Source organism: Streptomyces sp. NPDC126497 (genome assembly GCF_040302425.1).
Lineage (GTDB): Bacteria > Actinomycetota > Actinomycetes > Streptomycetales > Streptomycetaceae > Streptomyces.
On the sequence record NZ_JBEORT010000052.1, the window covers coordinates 1 to 21,848 of the forward strand.

Below are 21,848 nucleotides of genomic sequence, written 5' to 3' on the forward strand. Positions count from 1 at the left end.
CCCGCCGCGCGCCCGCGCCCGCGGTCCGGCGCGTCTGCGGCGACTCCAGCCGCTCCGCCGTGCGCTCGGCGGTCCCGCGGGCCCAGCGGCCCGAGGTCAGGGCGCCCACGACCAGCACCGTGAGCCCGCACCCCGCGAGGATCCACCACCCCGGCCGCGCCGCCGTCACGAACGCGTCCGCGTACGACGACGAGCCCACCCCCGCCGCCAGCACCGCGCCGATCACCGCGACGCCCAGCGCCTGGCCCAGCTGACGGCTGGTGGACGCGACCGCCGAGGCCACCCCCGCCTGCGCGGTCGGCATGCCGGAGACGGCCGTGTTCGTGATCGGGGCGTTCACGAAGCCGAAGCCGACGCCGAACAGGACGTAGCCGAGGAAGAGGGTCGCGTTCGACGTCTCGGCCTCGAAGAGGGCGAAGAGGAGCCCGCTCACCGTCATCACGGTCCCCGCGACCAGCAGCGGCAGGCGCGGGCCCCGGCTGCCGACCAGCCGTCCGGAGAGCGGGGCGCACAGGAAGGTCGGGACGGCCATCGGGAGCATCCACAGACCCGCGTCCAGGGCGCTCAGGCCCCGTACGTTCTGCAGGTACAGCGTGGACAGGAACAGGAAGCCGCCGAGCGCGGCGAACGCGCCCACGGCCGTCACGGTGGCCCCGCTGAACGGGGCGGAGCGGAAGAAGCGCAGGTCGATGAGGGGCTCGCGACGGCGCGGCTCGTACCACAGCAGGGCGAGCAGGGCGATCAGCGCGACGGCGGCGAAGGGGGCGGTCCCCGGGAGGGAGGCGTGCGGGGCTTCGATGATCGCGTACGTCAGGGAGCCGAACAGGACGATCACCAGGAACTGGCCGACCGGGTCCGGGCGGCGGGCCCTCGGGGCGCGGGACTCCGGGACGAAGCGCCAGGTGAGCAGCAGCGCGGCCAGCCCCACCGGCAGGTTGACCCAGAAGATGGAGCGCCAGCCGACCGACTCCACCAGCAGCCCGCCGACCAGCGGTCCCGCGGCCATCGAGATGCCGACGACCGCGCCCCACGCGCCGATCGCGCGGGCCCGCTCGCGGGGGTCGGTGAAGGTGTTGGTGATGATCGACATGGCGACCGGGTTGAGCATCGAGCCGCCCACCGCCTGCACCATCCGGAACACGACCAGCCACGACAGGTCCGGCGCCAGCGAACACAGCACCGAGCCGAGGGTGAAGACCACCAGGCCCGTCATGAACACCCGTCTGCGGCCGGTCCGGTCGGCGGTGGAGCCCGCGAGCATCAGCAGGGAGGCCAGGACGAGCGTGTACGCGTCGACGGTCCACTGCAGTCCCGAGGTGCTCGCGTCGAACTCCCTCTGCAGGGCGGGCAGGGCGACGTTGAGGACCGTGTTGTCCAGGCTCACGATCAACAGGCTCATGCAGCAGATCGAGAGCACCAGCAGGCGTCGGCCGTGGCTGAGCTCGGGCATGGGTGCCATCGTACGGGTGTTTCTGTAGTGCGGTTAACTAATGACCGTTACACGGTCTTCGGGTCCCGGCGTGCCGGGTACCCCTCGGCGTGCGGGACAATGGGGGAATGCCCATGCCCACGACCACGCCGGACACGGCCTCGGACACGGCCCCGGACACGACCCTGCGCATCGGCCCGCACGCGGTGCGGCCGCCCGTGGTGCTCGCCCCCATGGCCGGGATCACCAACGCCCCCTTCCGCACCCTGTGCCGGGAGTTCAGCGGCGGCAAGGGCCTGTTCGTCAGCGAGATGATCACCACCCGGGCGCTGGTCGAGCGCAACGACAAGACCATGCAGCTGATCCGGTTCGACGCGAGCGAGGAGCCGCGCTCCATCCAGCTGTACGGCGTCGACCCGGCGACCGTCGGCAAGGCCGTCCGCATGATCGTGGAGGAGGACCTCGCCGACCACATCGACCTCAACTTCGGCTGCCCGGTCCCCAAGGTGACCCGCAAGGGCGGCGGCTCGGCCCTCCCGTACAAGCGGAACCTGCTGCGGTCCATCCTGCGCGAGGCGGTCGGCGGGGCCGGGGACCTGCCGGTGACGATGAAGATGCGCAAGGGCATCGACGACGACCACCTGACCTACCTGGACGCCGGCCGGATCGCCGTCGAGGAGGGCGTCACCGCCATCGCGCTGCACGGCCGCACCACCGCCCAGCACTACGGCGGCACCGCCGACTGGGACGCCATCGCCCGGCTGAAGGAGCACGTCCCGGAGATCCCGGTGCTCGGCAACGGCGACATCTGGTCGGCCGGGGACGCGCTGCGCATGGTGCGCGAGACCGGCTGCGACGGCGTGGTCGTGGGCCGGGGCTGCCTGGGGCGGCCGTGGCTGTTCGCGGACCTGGTCGCCGCCTTCGAGGGACGCGCCGACTCCTTCGTGCGGCCCACCCTGCGCGAGGTCGCCGACGTCATGGTCCGGCACGCCACGCTGCTGGGGGAGTGGATCGGCGACGAGTCGCGCGGGGTGATCGACTTCCGCAAGCACGTCGCCTGGTACCTGAAGGGCTTCGCGGTCGGCTCGGAGATGCGCAAGCGGCTCGCGGTCACCTCCTCGCTGGAGGAGCTGCGGTCCGGGCTCGACGAGCTGGACCTCGACCAGCCCTGGCCCGCCGGCGCCGACGGCCCCCGCGGCCGTACGTCCGGCAACAACCGGGTGGTGCTGCCGGACGGCTGGCTGAAGGACCCGTACGACTGCGCGGGCGTCGGCGAGGACGCCGAACTGGACACCTCCGGGGGCTGACCGGCCCTCCGTGGGGCGGGGCGTGGAGCCGTAGGCCGTCAGGGAGCGGTCGCGGAAGGAGCTCATCCTCCGCACCGGCGCCTCCCGTGCCGGACGGAGGCCCTCCGTCCGGTTCCAGTCGTCGATCTTCTCCGGCACCTCCGGGTCCCTGGCGACGAGCGGCACCGGCACGTCCCGGCTCGTGCGGTCGCCGCTCACCCGGGCGATGGGCCGGTGGTCGCCGAGGAGGGCGAGGACGGCGTCGTCGGTGCCGTAGCGCTCCAGCCACCGGGTGAGGCCGGTGACCGAGTAGGCGATCGACCTGCCGCACTCCCGTCGGGACGCGGTGGAGTCGGCGATGACGTCGCAGGACTCCTTCCCCGCCTTCCGCACCGCGTCGAAGACCGAGCCCTCGCCGAGCTCGTCCCGGCCGACCGGCTCCGGCAGGGGCGCCCGGGGCCGGCGGCCGGAGGTGAGGATGATCTCCGCCATCGGCGGCCGGTCGCGCCCCCTGCCGTGCTCCAGGCGCCGGAAGGCCTCCAGGGCGTACTGGTCCGGCACGGTCGACCAGCCGGACCTCGGCCCCGCGTAGCCGAGGTCGAAGGCGTCGTAGACCTTGTCGAGGCCGTACCACTCGGCCTCCGGCCAGGTCTTCCGCACGCCCGGCATGACGCCGACGGTGTCCCGGGCGCCGGCCTCGCGGAACGCCCTGGTGGGGACGAGGCGGGCGGCGGCGGTGCGGGAGTCGCGCAGGCGGGCGGGGACAGGCGCCCCGGAGGTTCCTTCCGGGCAGGGCCGGTGGGAGGCGGACCCGGCGTGGGGGTCCGGGTCCGCCGTCGTTCCCTACGGGGAGTACGGGGGAAGGGGACCGCGCGTTCATCCGACCGGGATTTCCGGTGCCGGGCGACGGGGGACGGGGGGCCGGGCGCGGTCCGCATGGTGAAATCCGGCCCGCTGTGGCAGCGTGATTCTCGCCACCCTTGATAAGGGTTGCGCTCAGATGAGCGGATCATGGATGGCTGCACTTCTCAAAGGGTGGCACTCGGTGCCATCCCTTGATCGTTCATCGAGCGAAATCAGACGTGGCTATCACTGCTCATCTGAGCGGTCACGGGGCGAAGGAAAAACTGATGCGTTCAAGAGGTGAAAACATTCGGCCACCCGGGCTTGCCAAGCCTTGACTTTCGATCCGCTGGCGGGGGGCTGGTTACAGGCACATGACACGCAAGTGGACGTACCCAGAAGCCTTTGATCTGGGTACATTCCTCGCCGTCAGGGCAGCCACCGCGTCCTCGAGGAGTCGAGACCCGTGTCGGAAAACAAAGATCCCCAGGTAGCTCAGTCGGGCACGAGCGTTGAGGGCGTGAAGTTCGTCTACGACTTCACCGAGGGCAACAAGGACCTGAAGGACCTGCTGGGCGGCAAGGGGGCCAACCTCGCCGAGATGACCAACCTGGGCCTTCCCGTCCCGCCCGGCTTCACCATCACCACCGAGGCCTGCAAGACCTACCTCGACAGCGGCGAGGAGCCGGCGGCACTGCGTGACGAGGTGAGTGCGCACCTCGACGCCCTCGAGGAGAAGATGGGCAAGAAGCTCGGCCAGACCGACGACCCCCTCCTCGTGTCGGTCCGCTCCGGCGCCAAGTTCTCCATGCCGGGCATGATGGACACCGTCCTCAACATCGGCCTCTCCGACAAGTCCGTGCAGGGCCTGGCCGAGCAGGCCGGCGACGAGCGGTTCGCGTGGGACTCCTACCGGCGCCTCATCCAGATGTTCGGCAAGACCGTCCTCGGCGTCGACGGCGAGCTCTTCGAGGACGCGCTGGACGCGGCGAAGACGGCCAAGAAGGTCACCGTCGACACCGAGCTGGAGGCCGCCGACCTCAAGAAGCTCGTCACCAGGTTCAAGAAGATCGTCAAGGCCGAGGCCGGCCGGGACTTCCCGCAGGACCCGCGCGAGCAGATGGACCTCGCCATCAAGGCCGTCTTCGACTCCTGGAACGGCGACCGCGCCAAGCTCTACCGCCGTCAGGAGCGCATCCCGCACGACCTGGGCACCGCCGTCAACGTCTGCTCCATGGTCTTCGGCAACCTCGGCCCCGACTCCGGCACCGGCGTCGCCTTCACCCGCGACCCCGCCTCCGGACACCAGGGCGTCTACGGCGACTACCTGCAGAACGCGCAGGGCGAGGACGTCGTCGCGGGCATCCGCAACACCGTGCCGCTCGCCGAGCTGGAGTCGATCGACAAGAAGTCGTACGACCAGCTGATGCAGATCATGGAGACCCTGGAGAACCACTACAAGGATCTCTGCGACATCGAGTTCACCATCGAGCGCGGCCGGCTGTGGATGCTCCAGACCCGCGTCGGCAAGCGCACCGCGGGCGCCGCCTTCCGCATCGCCACCCAGCTCGTCGACCAGGGCCTGATCGACGAGGCCGAGGCGCTGACCCGGGTCAACGGCGCCCAGCTCGCCCAGCTGATGTTCCCCCGCTTCGACGACGAGTACGCCCGCCGCGGGGAAGGGGTCGAGCAGGTCGGACGCGGCATCGCCGCCTCCCCGGGCGCGGCGGTCGGCAAGGCGGTCTTCGACTCCTACACCGCCGTCAAGTGGTCGCGTTCCGGCGAGAAGGTCATCCTGATCCGCCGCGAGACCAACCCCGACGACCTGGACGGCATGATCGCGGCCGAGGGCATCCTCACCTCGCGCGGCGGCAAGACCTCCCACGCGGCCGTCGTCGCCCGCGGCATGGGCAAGACCTGTGTCTGCGGCGCCGAGGAGCTCGAGGTCGACACCAAGCGCCGCCGGATGACCGTCCCCGGCGGGCACGTGGTGGAGGAGGGCGACGTCGTCTCCATCGACGGCTCCACCGGCAAGGTCTACCTCGGCGAGGTCCCGGTCGTGCCCTCCCCGGTCGTCGAGTACTTCGAGGGACGGATGCACCCGGGCGCCGACGACGCCGACGAACTGGTCGAGGCCGTGCACCGGATGATGGCCTTCGCCGACCGCAAGCGCCGGCTGCGCGTGCGCGCCAACGCCGACAACGCCGAGGACGCGCTGCGCGCCCGCCGCTTCGGAGCCCAGGGCATCGGTCTGTGCCGCACCGAGCACATGTTCCTCGGTGACCGGCGCGAACTGGTCGAACGCCTGATCCTGGCCGACACCGAGGCCGAGCGCGAGGAGTCCCTCAAGGCGCTGCTGCCGCTGCAGAAGAAGGACTTCGTCGAGCTGTTCGAGGCGATGGACGGTCTCCCGGTCACCATCCGCCTGCTCGACCCGCCGCTGCACGAGTTCCTGCCCGACATCACCGAGCTGTCGGTCCGCGTCGCCCTCGCCGAGTCCCGGCAGGAGCCGCACGAGAACGAGCTGCGCCTGCTGCAGGCCGTGCACCGGCTGCACGAGCAGAACCCGATGCTGGGTCTGCGCGGCGTCCGCCTCGGCCTCGTCATCCCCGGCCTGTTCACCATGCAGGTGCGGGCCATCGCGGAGGCCGCGGCCGAGCGCCGGGCGGCCAAGTGCGACCCGCGCGCGGAGATCATGATCCCGCTGGTCGGCACGGTCCAGGAGCTGGAGATCGTCCGCGAGGAGGCCGACCGGGTCATCGCCGAGGTCGAGCAGACCACCGGCACCCGGCTGAAGCTCGCCATCGGCACGATGATCGAGCTGCCGCGCGCCGCGCTGACCGCCGGCCAGATCGCCGAGGCGGCGGAGTTCTTCTCCTTCGGCACCAACGACCTCACCCAGACGGTGTGGGGCTTCTCCCGGGACGACGTGGAGGCCTCCTTCTTCACGGCGTACCTGGAGAAGGGCATCTTCGGGGTGTCGCCGTTCGAGACGATCGACAAGGACGGCGTCGGCTCCCTGGTGAAGCTCGCCGCCAAGGCCGGCCGGGAGACCCGTCCCGACCTCAAGCTCGGCGTCTGCGGCGAGCACGGCGGCGACCCGGAGTCGGTCCACTTCTTCCACGAGGTCGGCCTGGACTACGTCTCCTGCTCCCCGTTCCGCATCCCGGTCGCCCGTCTGGAGGCCGGCCGCGCGGCCGTCACCTCCGCGGGCAGCGACCACCGCTGAGCCCTCCGGGGCGAGTGGACCCCGGAGCCGTCGTCTGTCACCCGACCACCCTCACCGATCGGCGACGGCTCCGGAGCACGAAGGAGGGGCGGCACCCGTGCGGGGGTGCCGCCCCTTCCCGCGTGCGTGCGGCGGCGGCCCGCCGTCGCGCCCGGTGGGGCGCGCGGTCAGCCGCCGTTGCGGCGCAGCCGGGAGACGAGGAGCAGGGCGCCCCCGGCGAGGACGACGGCGCAGACGCCGATCGTCAGGTACGTCGTGACGTCGTTGCCCGTCTCGGCGAGGTCGTCGCCCCGGGCGGTGGTGCCGGTGTCGGCCGTGGGGGTGGGGTCCCCGCCGATCTCCGTGTGGTCGCGCGGGGTGAAGTCCGCGGGCGGTTCGTCGCAGGCGACGCCGTCGCCGTCGGGGTCGAGCTGCGGATCGTAGTGGTCGTCCCCGCTGGAGATCCCGGAGTACCCGTTTCCGTAGGCCTCCGAGCAGCTCGTGAAGGGGTGGTCCCCGTCGTGGGCCACGGCGGTGGCGGGGAGGGCGGCCAGGGCGAGGGCGGCGAGGACCGTGGTGAAGGAACGCATCGGGTGCATGGCAAGAGCCCCCCAAGTCCGAGTGTGGTGCCGGTGAACGGGCTGTGGCGAGATGAAGTTACTGGGGGGTCGGTACTGCTGCAGAGGGGGAGGAGAGACCTGTGATGTGAACGTGATGTGACGGCCCCGTGGCGGAACGCCACGAACGGAAGGAACCCTTCATCGCGGCGCCCTCTCCGGAGCCCTCGATTCCGCGGGGATCGCCGCCCGGATCCGTCCGGCACGGACCGTCGGGGACCCGGCAGCCGGGCGGCCGCCCCCGGGGTGGGTCAGGCCGTCCGGCCGCCGTCCACCACGAGGTCGGTGCCCACCACCGACGCCGCGCCGTCCGACGCCGGGGAGAGCACCGCCGCCGCGACCTCCTCGACCGCCGGGACGCGGCCGAGCGGCACCTCGCGCCGCACGTGCTCCGCCCGCCCGGCCTCCGTCTCGTCCGGTCGCAGCGACATGTCCGTCGCCGTGGCGCCGGGACTGACGGCGCTGACGCGGATCCCCTCCGAGGCGGGGTCCAGGGCGGCGCCCCGGGTGAGCACGGAGACGGCCGCCCTGGTGGCGGCGTAGGCGGTGGCTCCCGGGCTGCGCTTGTGCGCGCCGAGGGCCGAGGCGGGTGACGAGGTCGGACATCGACGTCGCCTCGTGGCCGCGCCGCCGGAACAGCTCCAGGGCTGCCCGCAGCGCGGCGTCCGGATCGGACTCCTTGGTCCTGGCCACGCGGAGCAGCCCAGGACTTTCTGAAACGGTCGGTCAAGAAACGGTGGTCGGACGGCCTTCACCGGTCAGGCCGCCTTCACCTCGTACGCCGTCACCCGTACCGCCTCGTCGTCCAGGCACTGGCCCGACTCCAGGTCGAAGCGCTGCTTCAGGAGAGGGGAGGCGACGAAGGGGCGGCCCCGGTGGGTGCCGGTCAGGCCGCGGGAGAGGACCGCCGCGCCGGTGAAGGGGTCGCGGTTGTCGATGGCGTACAGGCGGCCGGTGCGGTCGGCGAAGAGGGCGACCTGGCGGCCGTCGGGAAGGAGGACGGCCACCCCGCGGCCGGGGAGCAGCGCGCTCAGGTCGCAGGCCGTGAACCAGTCGTCGGCGAGGCGGAGCCGGACCTTCAGATCGGTGGTCTCGAGTGCCAGGGTCATCGCGTGACGCTTCCTTCCAGGATCTCGTCGGCAGGGCGCAGGCCGATGTTCAGCAGCGGCAGGTCGGGCTTGATCTGGTCGCGCTCGGGGACGAAGGCGACCACCGGGTCGGGGGTGTCGGGGGCGTTCACGAAGGACACGAAGCGGGCCAGCTTCTCCGGGTCGTTGATGGTCTCGGCCCACTCGTCGCGGTAGTGCGAGACGTGGGCGGCCATCAGGGCCTCCAGCTCGTCGCAGATGCCGAGCGAGTCGTGGACGACGACGTCCCGCACGTGGTCCAGGCCGCCGGGGATGCGGTCCAGCCAGACGCTGGTGCGCTCCAGGCGGTCGGCGGTGCGGATGTAGAACATCAGGAACCGGTCGATCAGACGGATCAGCTCGGCGTCCGAGAGGTCCTGCGCGAGCAGGTCGGCGTGGCGCGGGGTGGCGCCGCCGTTGCCGCCGACGTAGAGGTTCCAGCCGCCCGCGGTGGCGATGACGCCGAAGTCCTTCGACCGGGCCTCGGCGCACTCGCGCTGGCAGCCGGAGACCGCGGACTTCAGCTTGTGCGGGGAGCGCAGGCCCCGGTAGCGCAGCTCCAGGTCGATCGCCATGCGGACGGAGTCCTGGACGCCGTAGCGGCACCAGGTCTGTCCGACGCAGGACTTCACCGTGCGCAGCGACTTGCCGTAGGCGTGCCCCGACTCGAAGCCGGCGTCGACCAGGCGGGCCCAGATCACCGGGAGCTGCTCGACCCGCGCGCCGAACATGTCGATCCGCTGGCCGCCGGTGATCTTCGTGTAGAGGCCGAAGTCGCGGGCGATCTCGCCGATCACGATCAGCTTCTCCGGGGCGATCTCGCCGCCGGGGATGCGCGGCACCACCGAGTACGAGCCGTTCTTCTGCAGGTTGGCCAGGAAGTGGTCGTTGGTGTCCTGGAGGGCCGCCTGCTCGCCGTCGAGGACGTGGGTGCTGGCGCCGATCGCCGGGGCGAGGGAGGCGATGATCGAGCCGACCGTCGGCTTGCAGACCTCGCAGCCCTCGCCGCCGCGGGCCTCCTGGCGGCCGTGCCGGTCGAGCAGGTCCCGGAAGGAGGTGACGCGCAGGGCGAGGACGATCTCGTACAGCTCCTCGCGGGTCTGGGAGAAGCAGGCGCACAGGCCCTTGTCGACCTCGACGCCGCTCGCCTCCAGCTCGGCGTTGACGAGCTGGCCGAGGACCTTGACGCAACTGCCGCACGTCGTACCGGCCTTGGTGCACTTCTTCACCTCGGGCACGGTGGTGCACCGGTGCTCGGTGACCGCCTCGCGGATCGTGCCCTTGCGGACGTTGTTGCAGGAGCAGATGATCGCGTCGTCCGGCAGCGCGGACGGGCCGAGCTGGACGGGGCCCCCGGCGCCGGCCGGCAGCACCAGCGACTCGGGCGAGACCGGCGGGACGGAGCCGGTGAAGGCCTTCAGGGTGCCGTACGCCTCCGCGTCGCCGACCAGGACGCCGCCGAGCAGGGTGCCGTCCCGGCCGATGACCAGCTTCTTGTACAGGCCGGAGCGGGAGTCGGAGTAGACGACGTCCAGGCAGTCCCCGGCGGTGCCGTGCGCGTCGCCGAAGGACGCCACGTCCACGCCGAGCAGCTTCAGCTTGGTGGACAGGTCGGCGCCGGTGAAAGCGGACTCGTCCTCGGCGAGGGTCGCGGCGACCGTCTCGGCCTGCTCGTAACCGGGCGCCACCAGGCCGTACACCCGGCCGTCGGCGGCCAGCGCGCACTCGCCGATCGCGAACACGCGCGGGTCGGAGACCGTACGGCACTGCTCGTCGACCGCGATGCCGCCGCGCTCGCCGACGGTGAGGCCGCAGTCCCGGGCCAGCTGGTCGCGGGGGCGGACACCGGCGGAGAACACCACCAGGTCGGTGGAGAGTTCGGAGCCGTCGGAGAGCCTCATGCCGGTGACCGCGCCGTCCTCGCCGACCACGATCTCCTGGGTGCCCACGCCCGTGTGGACGGTCAGGCCCATCTCCTCGACGGTGCGCAGCAGCGCCGCGCCGCCGCCCTCGTCGACCTGGACGGGCATCAGCCGGGGCGCGAACTCCACGATGTGGGAGGTGAGTCCGAGGCCCTTGAGCGCGCCCGCCGCCTCCAGGCCGAGCAGACCGCCGCCGACCACGGCACCGGTCGTGGACTTCCTCGCGTACTCCTCGATCGCGAGCAGGTCCTCGATCGTGCGGTAGACGAAACAGCCCTCGGCGTCCCTGTTCGGCACCGGCGGCACGAACGGGTAGGAGCCGGTGGCCAGCACCAGGACGTCGTAGTCGACGACCAGCCCGGAGCGGGCCGTCACCGTGCGCGCCTCGCGGTCGACGGTCTGCGCCGGGTCACCGACGTGCAGCTCGATGCCGTGCTCCTCGATGAACGCCATGTCCGTCATCGACAGGTCCTCGGGCGTCCTCCCCGAGAAGTACGAGGTGAGCTGGACACGGTCGTACGCCGGGCGCGGCTCCTCGCACAGCACGACCACGCGGTGCGTGGCGGTCAGGCCGCGCTCGGCGAGCGCCTCCAGGAAACGCTGGCCGACCATGCCGTGGCCGATGAGCACGATGGTCGATGTGTCCGTGGACATCAGGAGCCTCCGTCATGGGTGAGCAGGTGGAGCAGGGGGCCGCCGGCGGACGGGAGCGGCTCTGCTCCCTCCCAGGCGCGCGCGAGGGCGCCGACGGTGCCGAGTTCGCCGACCAGGACCCCGCCGACCAGGCGGTCCTCGCGGACGACGACCTTGCGGTAGGTGCCCCGGGTGGCGTCGGCGAGCTGGACGACGTCGTCACCCGGCAGCGCCTCGGTCTCGCCGAACGCGGCCAGGTCGAAGGGGCTGTCGGGGCCGGTGAGGGTGAGCCGGGTCAGCGAGCGGGTGCCGGTGTAGCGGGAGCCGGTGTCCCCGGCGAGCAGCGCGGCGAGCGCGTCGGCCTGCTCCAGCGCGGGGGTGGCCAGCCCGTACACCGTGCCGGCGTGCTGGACGCAGTCGCCGATCGCGTGGATGTACGGGTCGGAGGTGCGCAGCTCGTCGTCGACGACGACGCCCTTGGCCACGTCGAGCCCGGCGGCCTGCGCGAGACCGACCCTCGGGTGCACCCCGCAGGCCAGCACCACCAGGTCGGCGTCGAGGGCGTAGCCGTCGGCCATCTCCACCGAGCGGACCGCGCCGCCGACGCAGCGCACGTCCCGCACCCGGCACTCGGTGTGCACCTCCACGCCGAGGTCGGTCAGATGCCGCCGGACCAGCCTGGACGCGGCCGGGTCGAGCTGGCGTTCCATCAGCCGCTCGGACTGCTGGGCGAGGACGACCTGCGCGCCGCGCACGGCGAGCGCGCGGGCCGCGGAGACCCCGAGCAGCCCGCCGCCGATCACCACCGCCCGCACCCCGGGCCGTACCGCCCCGGCCAGGCCCAGGCAGTCGTCCAGGGTGCGGAACGCGTGCACGCCCTCGGGCAGCTCGTGGTCCTCGGTGAACAGGCCGCGCAGCGGGGGCAGCACGGGGTTGGAGCCGGTGGCCAGGACCAGCCTGTCGTATGCGATCACCGACCCGTCCGCGCAGCCGACGGTCCGTGCCGCGCGGTCGATGCCGGTGACCCGGGCGCGGGTCAGCTCCGCGGGCGCCGGCAGGGCGATCACCTCGGGGCCGTAGCGTCCGGCCAGCACCTCGGCGAGCAGCACCCTGTTGTACGGGCGGTGCTCCTCCTCGCCGATCAGCGTCACGGGCGTGCCGAGCTCGCCGAGCCGCCGGGCGAGTCGTACGCCCGCGAGGCCGGAGCCGATCACCACCACGCGCTCGTTCGAGGTCATGCCCCCGAGCCTGCGGTGCGGGTGTTACCCGTCGGCATCCCTTCTGTTTCCCGTACGGAACGCTGCCCTCAGTGGCGGGACACGGCGGGTGTGAGGAGGCCGACCCCGGCGGCAACCTCAAGTAACGCTCATCTTGATGGACGTGGCATCTATCCCGTCCCTAGGCTCCCGACCATGCCCGACATCTCCCTGACCACGGTCGTCCTGCTCTGTCTGGCCGCCCTCGCCGCCGGCTGGATCGACGCCGTGGTCGGCGGCGGCGGACTGCTGCTCCTGCCCGCCCTGCTGCTCGGCCTGCCCGCCGGCACCCCCGCCGCGCACGCGCTCGGCACCAACAAGGCGGTCGCGATCGTCGGCACCACGGGCGCGGCGGTCACCTACGCCCGCAAGGCGCCGGTCGACGTGAGGACCGCCGTGCGCATCGGCCTCGCGGCCCTCGCCGGATCGTCGGGCGGGGCCTTCTTCGCGGCCGGGATGAGCACCGAGGTCCTCAAACCGGTGATCATGGTGGTACTGCTCGCCGTGGCCGCCTTCGTGATCCTGCGCCCCGCCTTCGGCACGGCCCCCGCCACCGGCCCGGCGACCCGCCGCCAGATCCTCGCCGCGATCGGCCTGGCCGGCCTCGGCATCGGCTTCTACGACGGTCTCATCGGCCCCGGCACCGGCACGTTCCTCGTCCTGGCGCTCACCGCCCTGCTCCACCTCGACCTGGTCACCGCCTCCGCCACCGCCAAGATCGTCAACTGCTGCACCAACGCCGGCGCGCTCGCGATGTTCGCCTGGCAGGGCGCGGTGCTGTGGCAGCTGGCGGTGCTGATGGCGGTGTTCAACCTGGCGGGCGGCACGCTCGGCGCCCACACGGCCCTGAAGAAGGGCAGCGGCTTCGTCCGCGTCGTCCTGCTCACGGTCGTCTTCGCCCTGGTGGCGAACCTGGCGTACGAACAGTGGCTGGCCTGAGCGGTCGAGCCGGCGGCCCCCGGCTCAGCGGACGCCGGTCAGGTGGGCGTACACGACGACGTTGCCCCGGTAGCCGGTGGTCCGGGAGTAACCGCCGCCGCAGGTGATGACCCGCAGCTCGGGGCGGGGCGCCGCGCCGTACACCCTCCCGTCGGGGAAGTCCTCCGCGTCGTACACCTCGACCGCGTCCACCGTGAACACGGCGACGCGGCCGTCGCGGCGGTCCACCTCGACGGTGCCGCCCTTGCGCAGGGCGCCGAGGGCGTAGAAGACGGCGGGGCCGTCGGCGTTGTCGACGTGCCCCGCGATGATCGCGGTGCCCCGCTCGCCGGGGGTGGTGCCGGCCTCGTACCAGCCGGCGAGGTTCTCCCGGTCGGCGGGCGGGGCGTCGAGGCGGCCGGTCTCCGTCAGGCCGAGACCGGTCAGGGGCGCGTCCACGCCGATCGCGGGGATGCGGACGCGGTCGGGCGGGGAGGGCGGCAGGGCGGGGACCTCGGCGCCCGCGCTGCGGTCGTCGTCCCCCGTGTGCGCCTGGGCGGCGGACGGCTGCGGCGGCGCCTGCGCCCCGGTCCCGTCGAGCAGCAGCCACATCCCCGCACACAGCGCGCACACCGTGACGGCGGCTATCACCGTGTTGCCCGGACCCCCGGGCCGGCGGAACCTGCGGCGCATCACGGACGTGACCTCATCTCGGGTGGGCCCCGTCCCCCTCCGGGCCGCGAGGGGCGTCGGACCCGGAGGGGGAGGGGACGTGCGGTACCGGCGGACGGGCAGCGGAGGGTGCCCGTCAGATCCCGTCGCCTCTCGCCCGGCGATGCAGGAGCCAGGTACCGCCCGCGGCGGCGACGGCGAGAGCCGTCACGCCGGCCGCGGTCTGCACGGGGTCGGGGCCCAGTGCGCCCCCGACCCCCGTCTTCACGCTTCCCCGGGGAACCACCTGCCGCGCGTCGGGCGTCAGCGTGACCACCAGGTCACCGGCCACCCGCCGGCCGCTCCCGTCACACGTCGCGACGATCTCGTACGTCCCCGGCTGCGCGCTCGGCGGCACCTGGAACTGCCCGATCACGTCCCGCTCGTGGGCGCTCGGCGCCAGCATGAACAGGCCGGCGCCCACGGCGCTGGAGTCGCCCGCCGCCGTCCCGCCGTCGCCGCACGCCGCGGTGTTCACCGTGACGTGCGCGCCCGGCACGACCGAGGACGGGTACACCTCCAGGTTCCCCGTCGACGGGCCGGCGCTCCCCCCGGCGTACGCGGGCGCGGCGAGCAGCCCCGCGGTGGCCACGGCGAGCGCGGTGCCGGCCGTGCCGGTCAGCAGCCGGGCGGTACGTCGCATCGATGCTCCCTCGGGCGGGGCACGGCCCGCGGCACCCCCATGTGCCGCCGTCGGTCGCGTCCCTGCTCCTTCGAGGTAAGTGCCACCGGCGCGGTACCGCTTCCTGAGGACGTGTCAGGGCGCGGGCCGAACGGGTGCCGGGCCGCACCCGGACGGCCGCCACCCGCACCGCGTTCCAGCAGGTCACCGGTGCCGGACCGGCCGACCGCGGGAGAAGCACCCGAAGAGTGCGGGGCAGGGGGGTGAACGGGTGACCGGCACGTCCGCGAGGATCCCGTGCCGGGAGGCGGACGCGGCGGGAGGAGGCACCGGCGTGCCGCCGGCGGGGTGGGCCCTGGTGCCGAGGACACCGTCGCCGGCGCCGGGGCGCTCGGACCGGTGTGCCGGGAACGGGCGGCGGCCCGTCGGTCCGGCGGCGGCTGCGGGAGGTGCGGACGCGGCGCCCGCACGGCGGCCCCGGACGCGGCCGCGCACCTCTACGGCGAGGGCGGCGCCGAGGACCCGGCGGCCGCGGCGGCCCGGAGCGCGGTCGGGGCGGACCGACCGGTTCCCACCGCCTCCAGGCGCACCGCGCACGCCTTGAACTCCGGCATGCGGGAGGTCGGGTCGAGGGCGGGGTTGGTGAGGGTGTTGGCGCGGCCCTCACCGGCCCAGTGGAACGGCATGAACACCGTGTCGGGGCGGATCGCGGTCGTGATCCTGGCGGGCGCCACCGCCCGCCCCCGCCGGGACACCACGGCCACCGGGTCGCCCTCGGCCGCGCCGAGCCGCTCCGCCAGCCGGGGGTGCAGCTCCACGAACGGGCCGGGCGCGGCGGCGTTCAGCTCCTCCACGCGCCGGGTCTGTGCCCCGGACTGGTACTGCGCCACGACCCGCCCCGTGGTCAGCAGCACGGGGTACTCCTCGTCGGGCTCCTCGGCGACCGCCCGGTGCGAGACCGGAGCGAACCGCGCCCGCCCGTCCTCGGTGGCGAACCGGTCGAGGAAGAGCCGGGGGGTGCCGGGGTGGCCGCCCTCCCCCGGGTCCCCGTCCGCCGGGCACGGCCAGAACACGCCGTTCTCCTCCGCGAGCCTGCGGTAGGTGATCCCGGAGTAGTCCGCGGGCCCGCCCGCACTGGCCCGGCGCAGCTCCTCGAAGACCTCCTCGGGGTCGGTCGGGAACTTCTTCTCCAGGTTCCCCCCGTCGCCCCCCAGCCGCGCGGCCAGCTCGTGCATGACCTCCAGATCGCTGCGGACGCCCTCCGGCGGGGCGACCGCCCGTCGCCGCAGCAGCACCCGCCCCTCCAGGTTCGTCGTCGTCCCCGTCTCCTCCGCCCACTGCGTCACCGGCAGGACGACATCGGCGAGCGCGGCCGTCTCCGACAGCACCACGTCGCACACGGCCAGGAAGTCCAGCGAGCGGATCCGCTCCTCGACGTGCGCGGCGCGCGGCGCCGACACCACCGGGTTGGAGCCCATCAGCAGCAGCGCGCGGACGTCCGTGCCGAGCGCGTCCAGCAGTTCGTACGCGCTGCGCCCGGGCCCCGGCAGCGAGTCGGGGTCCACGCCCCACACCTCGGCGACGTGCGCCCGCGCCGCCGGGTCGGTCAGCTTGCGGTAGCCGGGCAACTGGTCGGCCTTCTGGCCGTGTTCGCGCCCGCCCTGTCCGTTGCCCTGCCCGGTCAGGCACCCGTACCCGGACAGCGGCCGGCCGGCCCGTCCCGTCGCCAGGCACAGGTTGATCCACGCGCCCACCGTGTCGGTGCCCTTGGACTGCTGCTCGGGCCCGCGCGCGGTGAGCACCATCGCGGCCTCCGGCTCGCAGAACAGCCGTACCGCCTCCCGCAGTTCGGGCACGGGGACGCCGGTGATGCGCTCCACGTACTCCGGCCAGTGCGCCATCGCGGCGGCCCGGGTCTCCTCCCAGCCGCTGGTGCGCTCCCGGATGTACGCCTCGTCGGTGCGCCCCTCGGCGACGACCAGGTGCAGCAGGCCCAGCGCCAGCGCGAGATCGGTGCCGGGACGCGGCGCCAGGTGCAGGTCGGCCTGCTCGGCGGTCTTCGTGCGGCGCGGGTCGACGACGATCAGCGTGCCGCCGTTCTCCCGCAGTTCGGTGAAGTACCGCAGCGACGGCGGCATGGTCTCCGCCGGGTTCGACCCGACCAGGATCACGCAGCCCGTCCTCGGGACGTCCTCCAGCGGGAACGGCAGCCCGCGGTCGAGACCGAACGCCCTGCCGCCCGCCGCCGCGGCCGACGACATGCAGAACCGCCCGTTGTAGTCGATCTGGGAGGTCCCCAGCACCACCCGGGCGAACTTCCCCAGGCTGTACGCCTTCTCGTTGGTCAGCCCGCCCCCGCCGAACACCCCGACCGCGTCCGCCCCGTACTGCGCACGCGTCCGCCCGAGCCCCCCGGCGACCCGCCCCAGCGCCTCCTCCCAGGAGGCCGGCTCCAGCGCGCCCCCCGCGGACCGCACCAGCGGCGAGGTCAGCCGCACGCCCGGCGCCAGCACGGCGGCCGCCGTACGCCCCTTGCCGCACAGCGCCCCCCGGTTCACCGGGAAGTCCGGGCGCTCGCTCACCACGACGGCTCTCCCGTCGGGGGCCGGCGTCAGATTCATCCCGCACTGCAGGGCGCAGTAGGGGCAGTGCGTGGGCGTCACGGTCTCTCGCATGCGCCCAGGCTGCGCCGTCGGTGTTACGCACCGCGCCGGCCGCTGTTACGCCCCGGGTACGGCGGCCTCCCCACCGGCCGGGGCCCGCGGTGAGGGGCACGTCAGCCCGTCCGCGCGGCGGCCTCCTCGAGCGCCCGCTCCACCCCCGGCTCCTTCGGGCCGAGGAAGCGCGGGTCCGGGCGGAAGGCGGCGTCCAGGGCGGCCTTGCCCGCCGCGAGGATCTCCCGGACGCCCCCGTAGTACCAGGTCACGTCGTGGCGGTCGTCGACGCCGACGCCGTACGAGGTGATGCCGGCCGTCTCGCACAGGGCCACCGCGCGGCGGATGTGGAAGCCCTGGCTGATCAGCACCGCGCGGTCCACGCCGAAGATCTCCTTCGCGCGGACGCAGGAGTCCCAGGTGTCGAAGCCCGCGTAGTCGCCGACGATCCGCGTGTCGGGCACGCCGTGCCGGGTGAGGTAGGCGCGCATCGCGTCCGGCTCGTCGTACTCCTCGCGGCTGTTGTCGCCGGTGACCAGCACCACCTCGATCCGCCCCGCGCGGTACAGCTCCGCCGCCGCGTCCAGCCGGTGCGCGAGGTACGGCGACGGCTCCCCGTCCCACAGGCCCGCGCCGAAGACCACGGCGACGTCGGTGCGCGGCACGTCGGCGGCGGTGCGCAGCCGGTCGTCCGTGGTCAGGCGCAGCCAGGTCGCCGGCAGCAGCGCCAGCACGCACACCGCCACCACCCCCCGCACCAGCCGCCGCCACCCCGCACGGGTACGCGGCGGACGCGGACGGCGAACGCTGAAACGGCGCATCGGACGGGTCCTCCCCGGTCGGTCCTCGACCGGGAGAGACGCCCCGCCGAGCCCTCCGGTTCGCCGCGCACACCGTGACCGGTTTCACGGACCGGGGGGAGGCCCCGGGCCGGGCGGCCTCACACCCGCCGCCGTCCACCCCGTGAACCGCCGGAAAACACCCGTCACGCCCGCGCAACGGGAAGGCAACGTCCCGCACCCACGATCGGTGCATGACGCCGTACACCATGAACCCCCCCGCCCTCGTCGTCGTGGCCCACGGCAGCCGCGACCCGCGCGCGCTGAGCACCGTACGGCAGCTCCTGGACCGCGTCCGCGCGCTGCGCCCGGACCTGCCCGTGCACCTGGGCCACATCGAGCTGAACGAGCCCCTGCTCCCCGACACCCTCGCCGGGCTGGACGCGCGGGGCGCCCGGGCCGCCGTCCTCGTCCCGCTGCTGCTCAGCCGGGGGTACCACGTCAAGCGGGACATCCCCGGGACGGCCGCCGGGGCGCGGCTGCACACACGCGTGGCCGCCCCGCTCGGCCCGCACCCCCTGCTGGTGGACGCCCTGCACGCCCGCCTCACCGAGGCCGGCTGGCGCACCCCGGAGGACCCGGCGACCCGCCGCGCGAGCGGGGTGGTGCTCGCCGCCGCGGGCTCCCGCGACCCCGAGTCGAGGGCCGACACGGGCCACACCGCACGGCTGCTCGCCCAGCGCCTCGGCGTCCCCGTCGTCCCCGCCTACGCCTCCGCCGCCACCCCCACCGTCCCCGACGCCCTGCGCGCCCTGGCCGCCCGGGGCCGCCACCGCGTCGCCGTCGCCTCCTGCTTCACCGCCCCCGGCCGCTTCGCCGCGGAGTCCGCGGCGGCGGCCCCGTGGATCGTCTCCGCCCCCCTGGGCACCCACCCCGCGATGGCCCGCCTCCTCCTCCACCGCTACGACCGGACCGCGAGGACCCCGTCCCCCGCGCCCCTGGAGCCGGCACCGGCCCTCTGAGGGGCGCAGAAGGCACCCGGGGGGCGCGGGGAACCGCGCACAGGGGGCCGGGGCGCAGTCCCCGGGGACGGGAAGGGGCGGCGGGGACGGAAGGACCCACCGCGCCACGAACCGCCCGAGCACGCCCCGACTGTCACACCTCCCCCTTAATGTTCAGCACATGGAAGGCACCGCACCCCCCACCGCGTACGACCCGACGTCAGTCGCCCGCTGGGCCCCCGAGCCCGACAAACGCCCCGGCCGCACCGCCTTCCAGCGCGACCGCGCCCGCATCCTGCACTCCTCCGCCCTGCGCCGCCTCGCGGGCAAGACGCAGGTCGTCACCCCCGGCGAGCCCAGCCAGGTCTGGGACGCCAGCCCCCGCACCCGCCTCACCCACTCCCTGGAGTGCGCCCAGGTCGGCCGCGAACTCGGCGCCGCCCTCGGCTGCGACCCCGACCTGGTCGAGGCCGCCTGCCTCTCCCACGACCTCGGGCACCCGCCCTTCGGCCACAACGGCGAGCAGGCGCTGAACGAGTTCGCCGAGGACTGCGGCGGCTTCGAGGGCAACGCCCAGTCCCTCCGCCTCCTCACCCGCATCGAACCCAAACGCTTCACCCCCGAGGGCTCCGTCGGCCTCAACCTCACCCGCGCCGCCCTCGACGCCGCCACCAAGTACCCCTGGCCCCGCGGAGCCCACCCCACCGACCCGGCCTCCCCGAAGTTCGGCGTCTACGACGACGACCGTCCCGTCTTCGACTGGATCCGCGAGGGCGCCCCCGGCACCCGCACCTGCTTCGAGGCCCAGGTCATGGACTGGGCCGACGACGTGGCCTACTCGGTGCACGACGTGGAGGACGGCCTGCACGCCGGCCACATCGACCCGGCCTGCCTGCACGCCGAGCCGGAACGCCGGGCCGTCTTCGCCGTCGCCGTCGGCCGCTACGTCCCCGCCGGCACCGACCCGGAAGAACTCGCGGAGGCCCTCGACCGCCTCCTCGCCCAGGAGTGGTGGCCGCACGGCTACGACGGGACCGCCGTCGCCCAGGCCCGGCTCAAGGACGCCACCAGCCAGCTCATCGGCCGCTTCTGCCTCGCCGCCGAGGGCGCCACCCGCCAGGCCTTCGGCGCCGGGCACCTCACCAGGTACGGCGCCGAGCTGGTCGTACCGCGCAGCACCCGCATGGAGTGCGCGGTCCTCAAGGCGGTCGCCGACCGGTACGTCATGCAGCGCGCCGAACAGGAGCTGCTCCGCGCCGACCAGCGGATCGTCGTCCTGGAACTGGCCGACGCGCTCACCGCCCGCGCCCCCGAGGGCCTGGACCCGCAGTTCCGCACCCTGTTCGACCGGGCCCCCGACGACCGTGCCCGCAAACGGGTGATCGTCGACCGGATCGCGTCGCTCACGGACGCCGCGGCCCGCTCGCTCCACGCCCGTCTCACGAGGAGGGCGTGAGCCGTACGGCCGGATCGGGTCGCCTCCCCTTACGGCATCATGCTGTGTGCGGGACGCTCACAGGTGGCGACACCTTCACGAGGAGGCATCACGTGGTCGACGCGGATCAGACATTCGTCATCGTCGGAGGCGGACTGGCGGGCGCCAAGGCGGCCGAGACGCTGAGAGCGGAGGGCTTCACCGGCCGCGTGATACTGATCTGCGACGAGCGCGACCACCCCTACGAGCGTCCGCCCCTGTCCAAGGGCTACCTCCTCGGCAAGGACGAACGCGACAGCGTCTTCGTCCACGAGCCCGCCTGGTACGCGCACCACGACGTCGAGCTGCACCTCGGCCAGACCGTCGACGCCGTCGACCGCGAGGCGAGGACCGTCCGCTTCGGCGACGACGGCACCACCGTCCACTACGACAAACTGCTGCTCGCCACCGGTGCCGAGCCCCGCCGCCTGGACATCCCCGGCACGGACCTCGCGGGCGTCCACCACCTGCGCCGCCTCGCCCACGCCGAACGCCTCAAGGGCGTCCTGACCTCCCTCGGCCGGGACAACGGCCATCTGGTGATCGCCGGCGCCGGCTGGATCGGCCTGGAGATCGCGGCGGCGGCCCGCGGGTACGGCGCGGAGGTCACCGTGGTCCACCGCGGCCGGACCCCGCTGCACTCGGTCCTCGGCCCCGAGCTCGGCCAGATCTTCGCCGAGCTGCACCGCGACCACGGCGTCCGCTTCCACTTCGACGCCACGCTCACCGAGATCACCGGACAGGACGGCATGGTCCTCGCCGCCCGCACCGACGACGGCGAGGAGCACCCCGCGCACGCCGTCCTCGCGGCCATCGGCGCGGCCCCGCGCACCTCCCTCGCGGAGGCGGCGGGCCTGGCGCTGGCCGACCCCGCGGACGGCGGCGGCGTCCTCGTCGACGAGCGGCTGCGCACCTCCGACCCGGACGTCTACGCGGCCGGCGACGTCGCGTCCTTCCCGCACGCCCTCTTCGGCACGCGGCTGCGGGTGGAACACTGGGCCAACGCGCTGAACGGCGGCCCGGCGGCCGCCCGCTCCATGCTGGGCCGGGAGGAGATCTACGATCGCGTTCCCTACTTCTTCACCGACCAGTACGACCTGGGGATGGAGTACTCCGGGTGGGCGCCGCCGGGGTCGTACGACCAGGTGGTGATCCGGGGCGACGCGGGGAAGCGCGAGTTCATCGCGTTCTGGGTCCGGGAAGGGCGCGTGCTGGCGGGGATGAACGTGAACGTGTGGGACGTCACGGAGCCGATCCAGGGTCTGATCCGGTCCGGCGTGCGGGTGGACACGGAGGCGCTGGCGGATCCCCGCGTCCCCCTGGAGGGTCTTCTCGCCTAGGCGTCCGGGCGTCCGCCGGGTGCCGTCG

General features: G+C 73.7%; 15 protein-coding genes and 3 pseudogenes. 6 read left to right on the forward strand and 12 right to left on the reverse strand.

From position 1 onward, the window contains the following. On the reverse strand, positions 1-1,450 hold a 1,450-nt coding region (locus ABTY20_RS21355), incomplete at its 3' end, for an MFS transporter (protein ID WP_351998595.1). Between the two features lie 113 nt (positions 1,451-1,563). Between ABTY20_RS21355 and dusB the strand changes: the two genes are divergently transcribed. Further along, complete coding sequence (gene dusB, locus ABTY20_RS21360; protein ID WP_351998596.1) at positions 1,564-2,736, forward strand: tRNA dihydrouridine synthase DusB; 1,173 nt, start codon at positions 1,564-1,566, stop codon at positions 2,734-2,736. A gap of 3 nt (positions 2,737-2,739) precedes the next feature. Here the strand turns inward: dusB and ABTY20_RS21365 are convergent. Next, positions 2,740-3,453: pseudogene (locus ABTY20_RS21365) on the reverse strand (CDP-alcohol phosphatidyltransferase); the annotation flags it as partial. Positions 3,454-4,024: 571 nt separating this feature from the next. Here ABTY20_RS21365 and ppdK point away from each other — a divergent pair. Then, positions 4,025-6,787, forward strand: coding sequence for a pyruvate, phosphate dikinase (gene ppdK, locus ABTY20_RS21370; protein WP_351998597.1), 2,763 nt, complete (start codon positions 4,025-4,027; stop codon positions 6,785-6,787). 167 nt (positions 6,788-6,954) lie between these two features. Here ppdK and ABTY20_RS21375 read toward each other — a convergent pair whose 3' ends face one another. The 6 genes and pseudogenes from ABTY20_RS21375 to ABTY20_RS21400 all read right to left on the reverse strand — a co-directional run bounded on the left by ABTY20_RS21375 (position 6,955) and on the right by ABTY20_RS21400 (position 12,303). Then, complete coding sequence (locus ABTY20_RS21375; protein ID WP_351998598.1) at positions 6,955-7,365, reverse strand: excalibur calcium-binding domain-containing protein; 411 nt, start codon at positions 7,363-7,365, stop codon at positions 6,955-6,957. A gap of 269 nt (positions 7,366-7,634) precedes the next feature. Further along, positions 7,635-7,970 (reverse strand): annotated as a pseudogene (locus ABTY20_RS21380) (SDR family oxidoreductase); the annotation flags it as partial. After that, a pseudogene (locus tag ABTY20_RS21385) lies at positions 7,951-8,076 on the reverse strand (TetR family transcriptional regulator); the annotation flags it as partial. The pseudogenes ABTY20_RS21380 and ABTY20_RS21385, both read right to left, overlap by 20 nt. 65 nt (positions 8,077-8,141) lie before the next feature. Continuing rightward, positions 8,142-8,492 (reverse strand): nitrite reductase small subunit NirD, encoded by a 351-nt coding sequence (gene nirD / locus ABTY20_RS21390; RefSeq protein WP_351998599.1) that lies wholly within the window; start codon positions 8,490-8,492, stop codon positions 8,142-8,144. After that, a complete protein-coding gene (nirB, locus tag ABTY20_RS21395) occupies positions 8,489-11,086 on the reverse strand; it encodes a nitrite reductase large subunit NirB (protein WP_351998600.1) in 2,598 nt (865 codons plus the stop codon). Before nirB ends, nirD begins: the two co-directional genes overlap by 4 nt. Next, on the reverse strand, positions 11,086-12,303 hold the full coding sequence (locus ABTY20_RS21400; RefSeq protein WP_351998601.1) for an NAD(P)/FAD-dependent oxidoreductase: 1,218 nt from the start codon (positions 12,301-12,303) through the stop codon (positions 11,086-11,088). The genes nirB and ABTY20_RS21400 overlap by 1 nt, the downstream gene beginning before the upstream one ends. A 174-nt stretch (positions 12,304-12,477) precedes the next feature. On the opposite strand from ABTY20_RS21400, the gene ABTY20_RS21405 reads away from it, so the two are divergent. Further along, positions 12,478-13,260 (forward strand): sulfite exporter TauE/SafE family protein, encoded by a 783-nt coding sequence (locus ABTY20_RS21405; protein ID WP_351998602.1) that lies wholly within the window; start codon positions 12,478-12,480, stop codon positions 13,258-13,260. A gap of 24 nt (positions 13,261-13,284) precedes the next feature. On the opposite strand, the gene ABTY20_RS21410 is transcribed toward ABTY20_RS21405, so the two are convergent. The 4 genes from ABTY20_RS21410 to ABTY20_RS21425 form a co-directional block, all read right to left on the reverse strand. After that, complete coding sequence (locus tag ABTY20_RS21410) at positions 13,285-13,932, reverse strand: class F sortase (protein ID WP_351998603.1); 648 nt, start codon at positions 13,930-13,932, stop codon at positions 13,285-13,287. A gap of 115 nt (positions 13,933-14,047) precedes the next feature. Then, entirely contained in the window at positions 14,048-14,593 is a 546-nt protein-coding gene (locus ABTY20_RS21415) for a hypothetical protein (protein ID WP_351998604.1), read from the reverse strand. 476 nt (positions 14,594-15,069) lie between these two features. Beyond that, positions 15,070-17,247: a molybdopterin oxidoreductase family protein gene (locus ABTY20_RS21420; protein WP_351998605.1), complete on the reverse strand. Its 2,178-nt coding sequence runs from the start codon at positions 17,245-17,247 to the stop codon at positions 15,070-15,072. Positions 17,248-17,348: 101 nt separating this feature from the next. Continuing rightward, entirely contained in the window at positions 17,349-18,047 is a 699-nt protein-coding gene (locus ABTY20_RS21425; RefSeq protein WP_351998606.1) for a SanA/YdcF family protein, read from the reverse strand. A 212-nt stretch (positions 18,048-18,259) separates the two neighbouring features. Between ABTY20_RS21425 and ABTY20_RS21430 the strand changes: the two genes are divergently transcribed. The 3 genes from ABTY20_RS21430 to ABTY20_RS21440 all read left to right on the forward strand — a co-directional run bounded on the left by ABTY20_RS21430 (position 18,260) and on the right by ABTY20_RS21440 (position 21,820). Next, the gene (locus tag ABTY20_RS21430) at positions 18,260-19,027 is read left to right on the forward strand and encodes a sirohydrochlorin chelatase (protein ID WP_351998607.1); all 768 of its coding nucleotides are present in this window, start codon (positions 18,260-18,262) and stop codon (positions 19,025-19,027) included. A gap of 160 nt (positions 19,028-19,187) precedes the next feature. Continuing rightward, complete coding sequence (locus tag ABTY20_RS21435) at positions 19,188-20,462, forward strand: deoxyguanosinetriphosphate triphosphohydrolase (RefSeq protein WP_351998608.1); 1,275 nt, start codon at positions 19,188-19,190, stop codon at positions 20,460-20,462. Positions 20,463-20,554: 92 nt separating this feature from the next. Next, positions 20,555-21,820, forward strand: coding sequence for an NAD(P)/FAD-dependent oxidoreductase (locus ABTY20_RS21440; RefSeq protein ID WP_351998609.1), 1,266 nt, complete (start codon positions 20,555-20,557; stop codon positions 21,818-21,820). Positions 21,821-21,848: the final 28 nt, after the last annotated feature.

Coding starts and splice junctions, on each gene's coding strand:
- dusB (WP_351998596.1), top strand. CDS start 1,564: ATGCCCACGACCACGCCGGACACGGCCTCGGACACGGCCCCGGACACG.
- ABTY20_RS21375 (WP_351998598.1), bottom strand. CDS start 7,365: ATGCACCCGATGCGTTCCTTCACCACGGTCCTCGCCGCCCTCGCCCTG.
- nirD (WP_351998599.1), bottom strand. CDS start 8,492: ATGACCCTGGCACTCGAGACCACCGATCTGAAGGTCCGGCTCCGCCTC.
- nirB (WP_351998600.1), bottom strand. CDS start 11,086: ATGTCCACGGACACATCGACCATCGTGCTCATCGGCCACGGCATGGTC.
- ABTY20_RS21400 (WP_351998601.1), bottom strand. CDS start 12,303: ATGACCTCGAACGAGCGCGTGGTGGTGATCGGCTCCGGCCTCGCGGGC.
- ABTY20_RS21405 (WP_351998602.1), top strand. CDS start 12,478: ATGCCCGACATCTCCCTGACCACGGTCGTCCTGCTCTGTCTGGCCGCC.
- ABTY20_RS21410 (WP_351998603.1), bottom strand. CDS start 13,932: ATGCGCCGCAGGTTCCGCCGGCCCGGGGGTCCGGGCAACACGGTGATA.
- ABTY20_RS21415 (WP_351998604.1), bottom strand. CDS start 14,593: ATGCGACGTACCGCCCGGCTGCTGACCGGCACGGCCGGCACCGCGCTC.
- ABTY20_RS21420 (WP_351998605.1), bottom strand. CDS start 17,247: ATGCGAGAGACCGTGACGCCCACGCACTGCCCCTACTGCGCCCTGCAG.
- ABTY20_RS21425 (WP_351998606.1), bottom strand. CDS start 18,047: ATGCGCCGTTTCAGCGTTCGCCGTCCGCGTCCGCCGCGTACCCGTGCG.
- ABTY20_RS21430 (WP_351998607.1), top strand. CDS start 18,260: ATGACGCCGTACACCATGAACCCCCCCGCCCTCGTCGTCGTGGCCCAC.
- ABTY20_RS21435 (WP_351998608.1), top strand. CDS start 19,188: ATGGAAGGCACCGCACCCCCCACCGCGTACGACCCGACGTCAGTCGCC.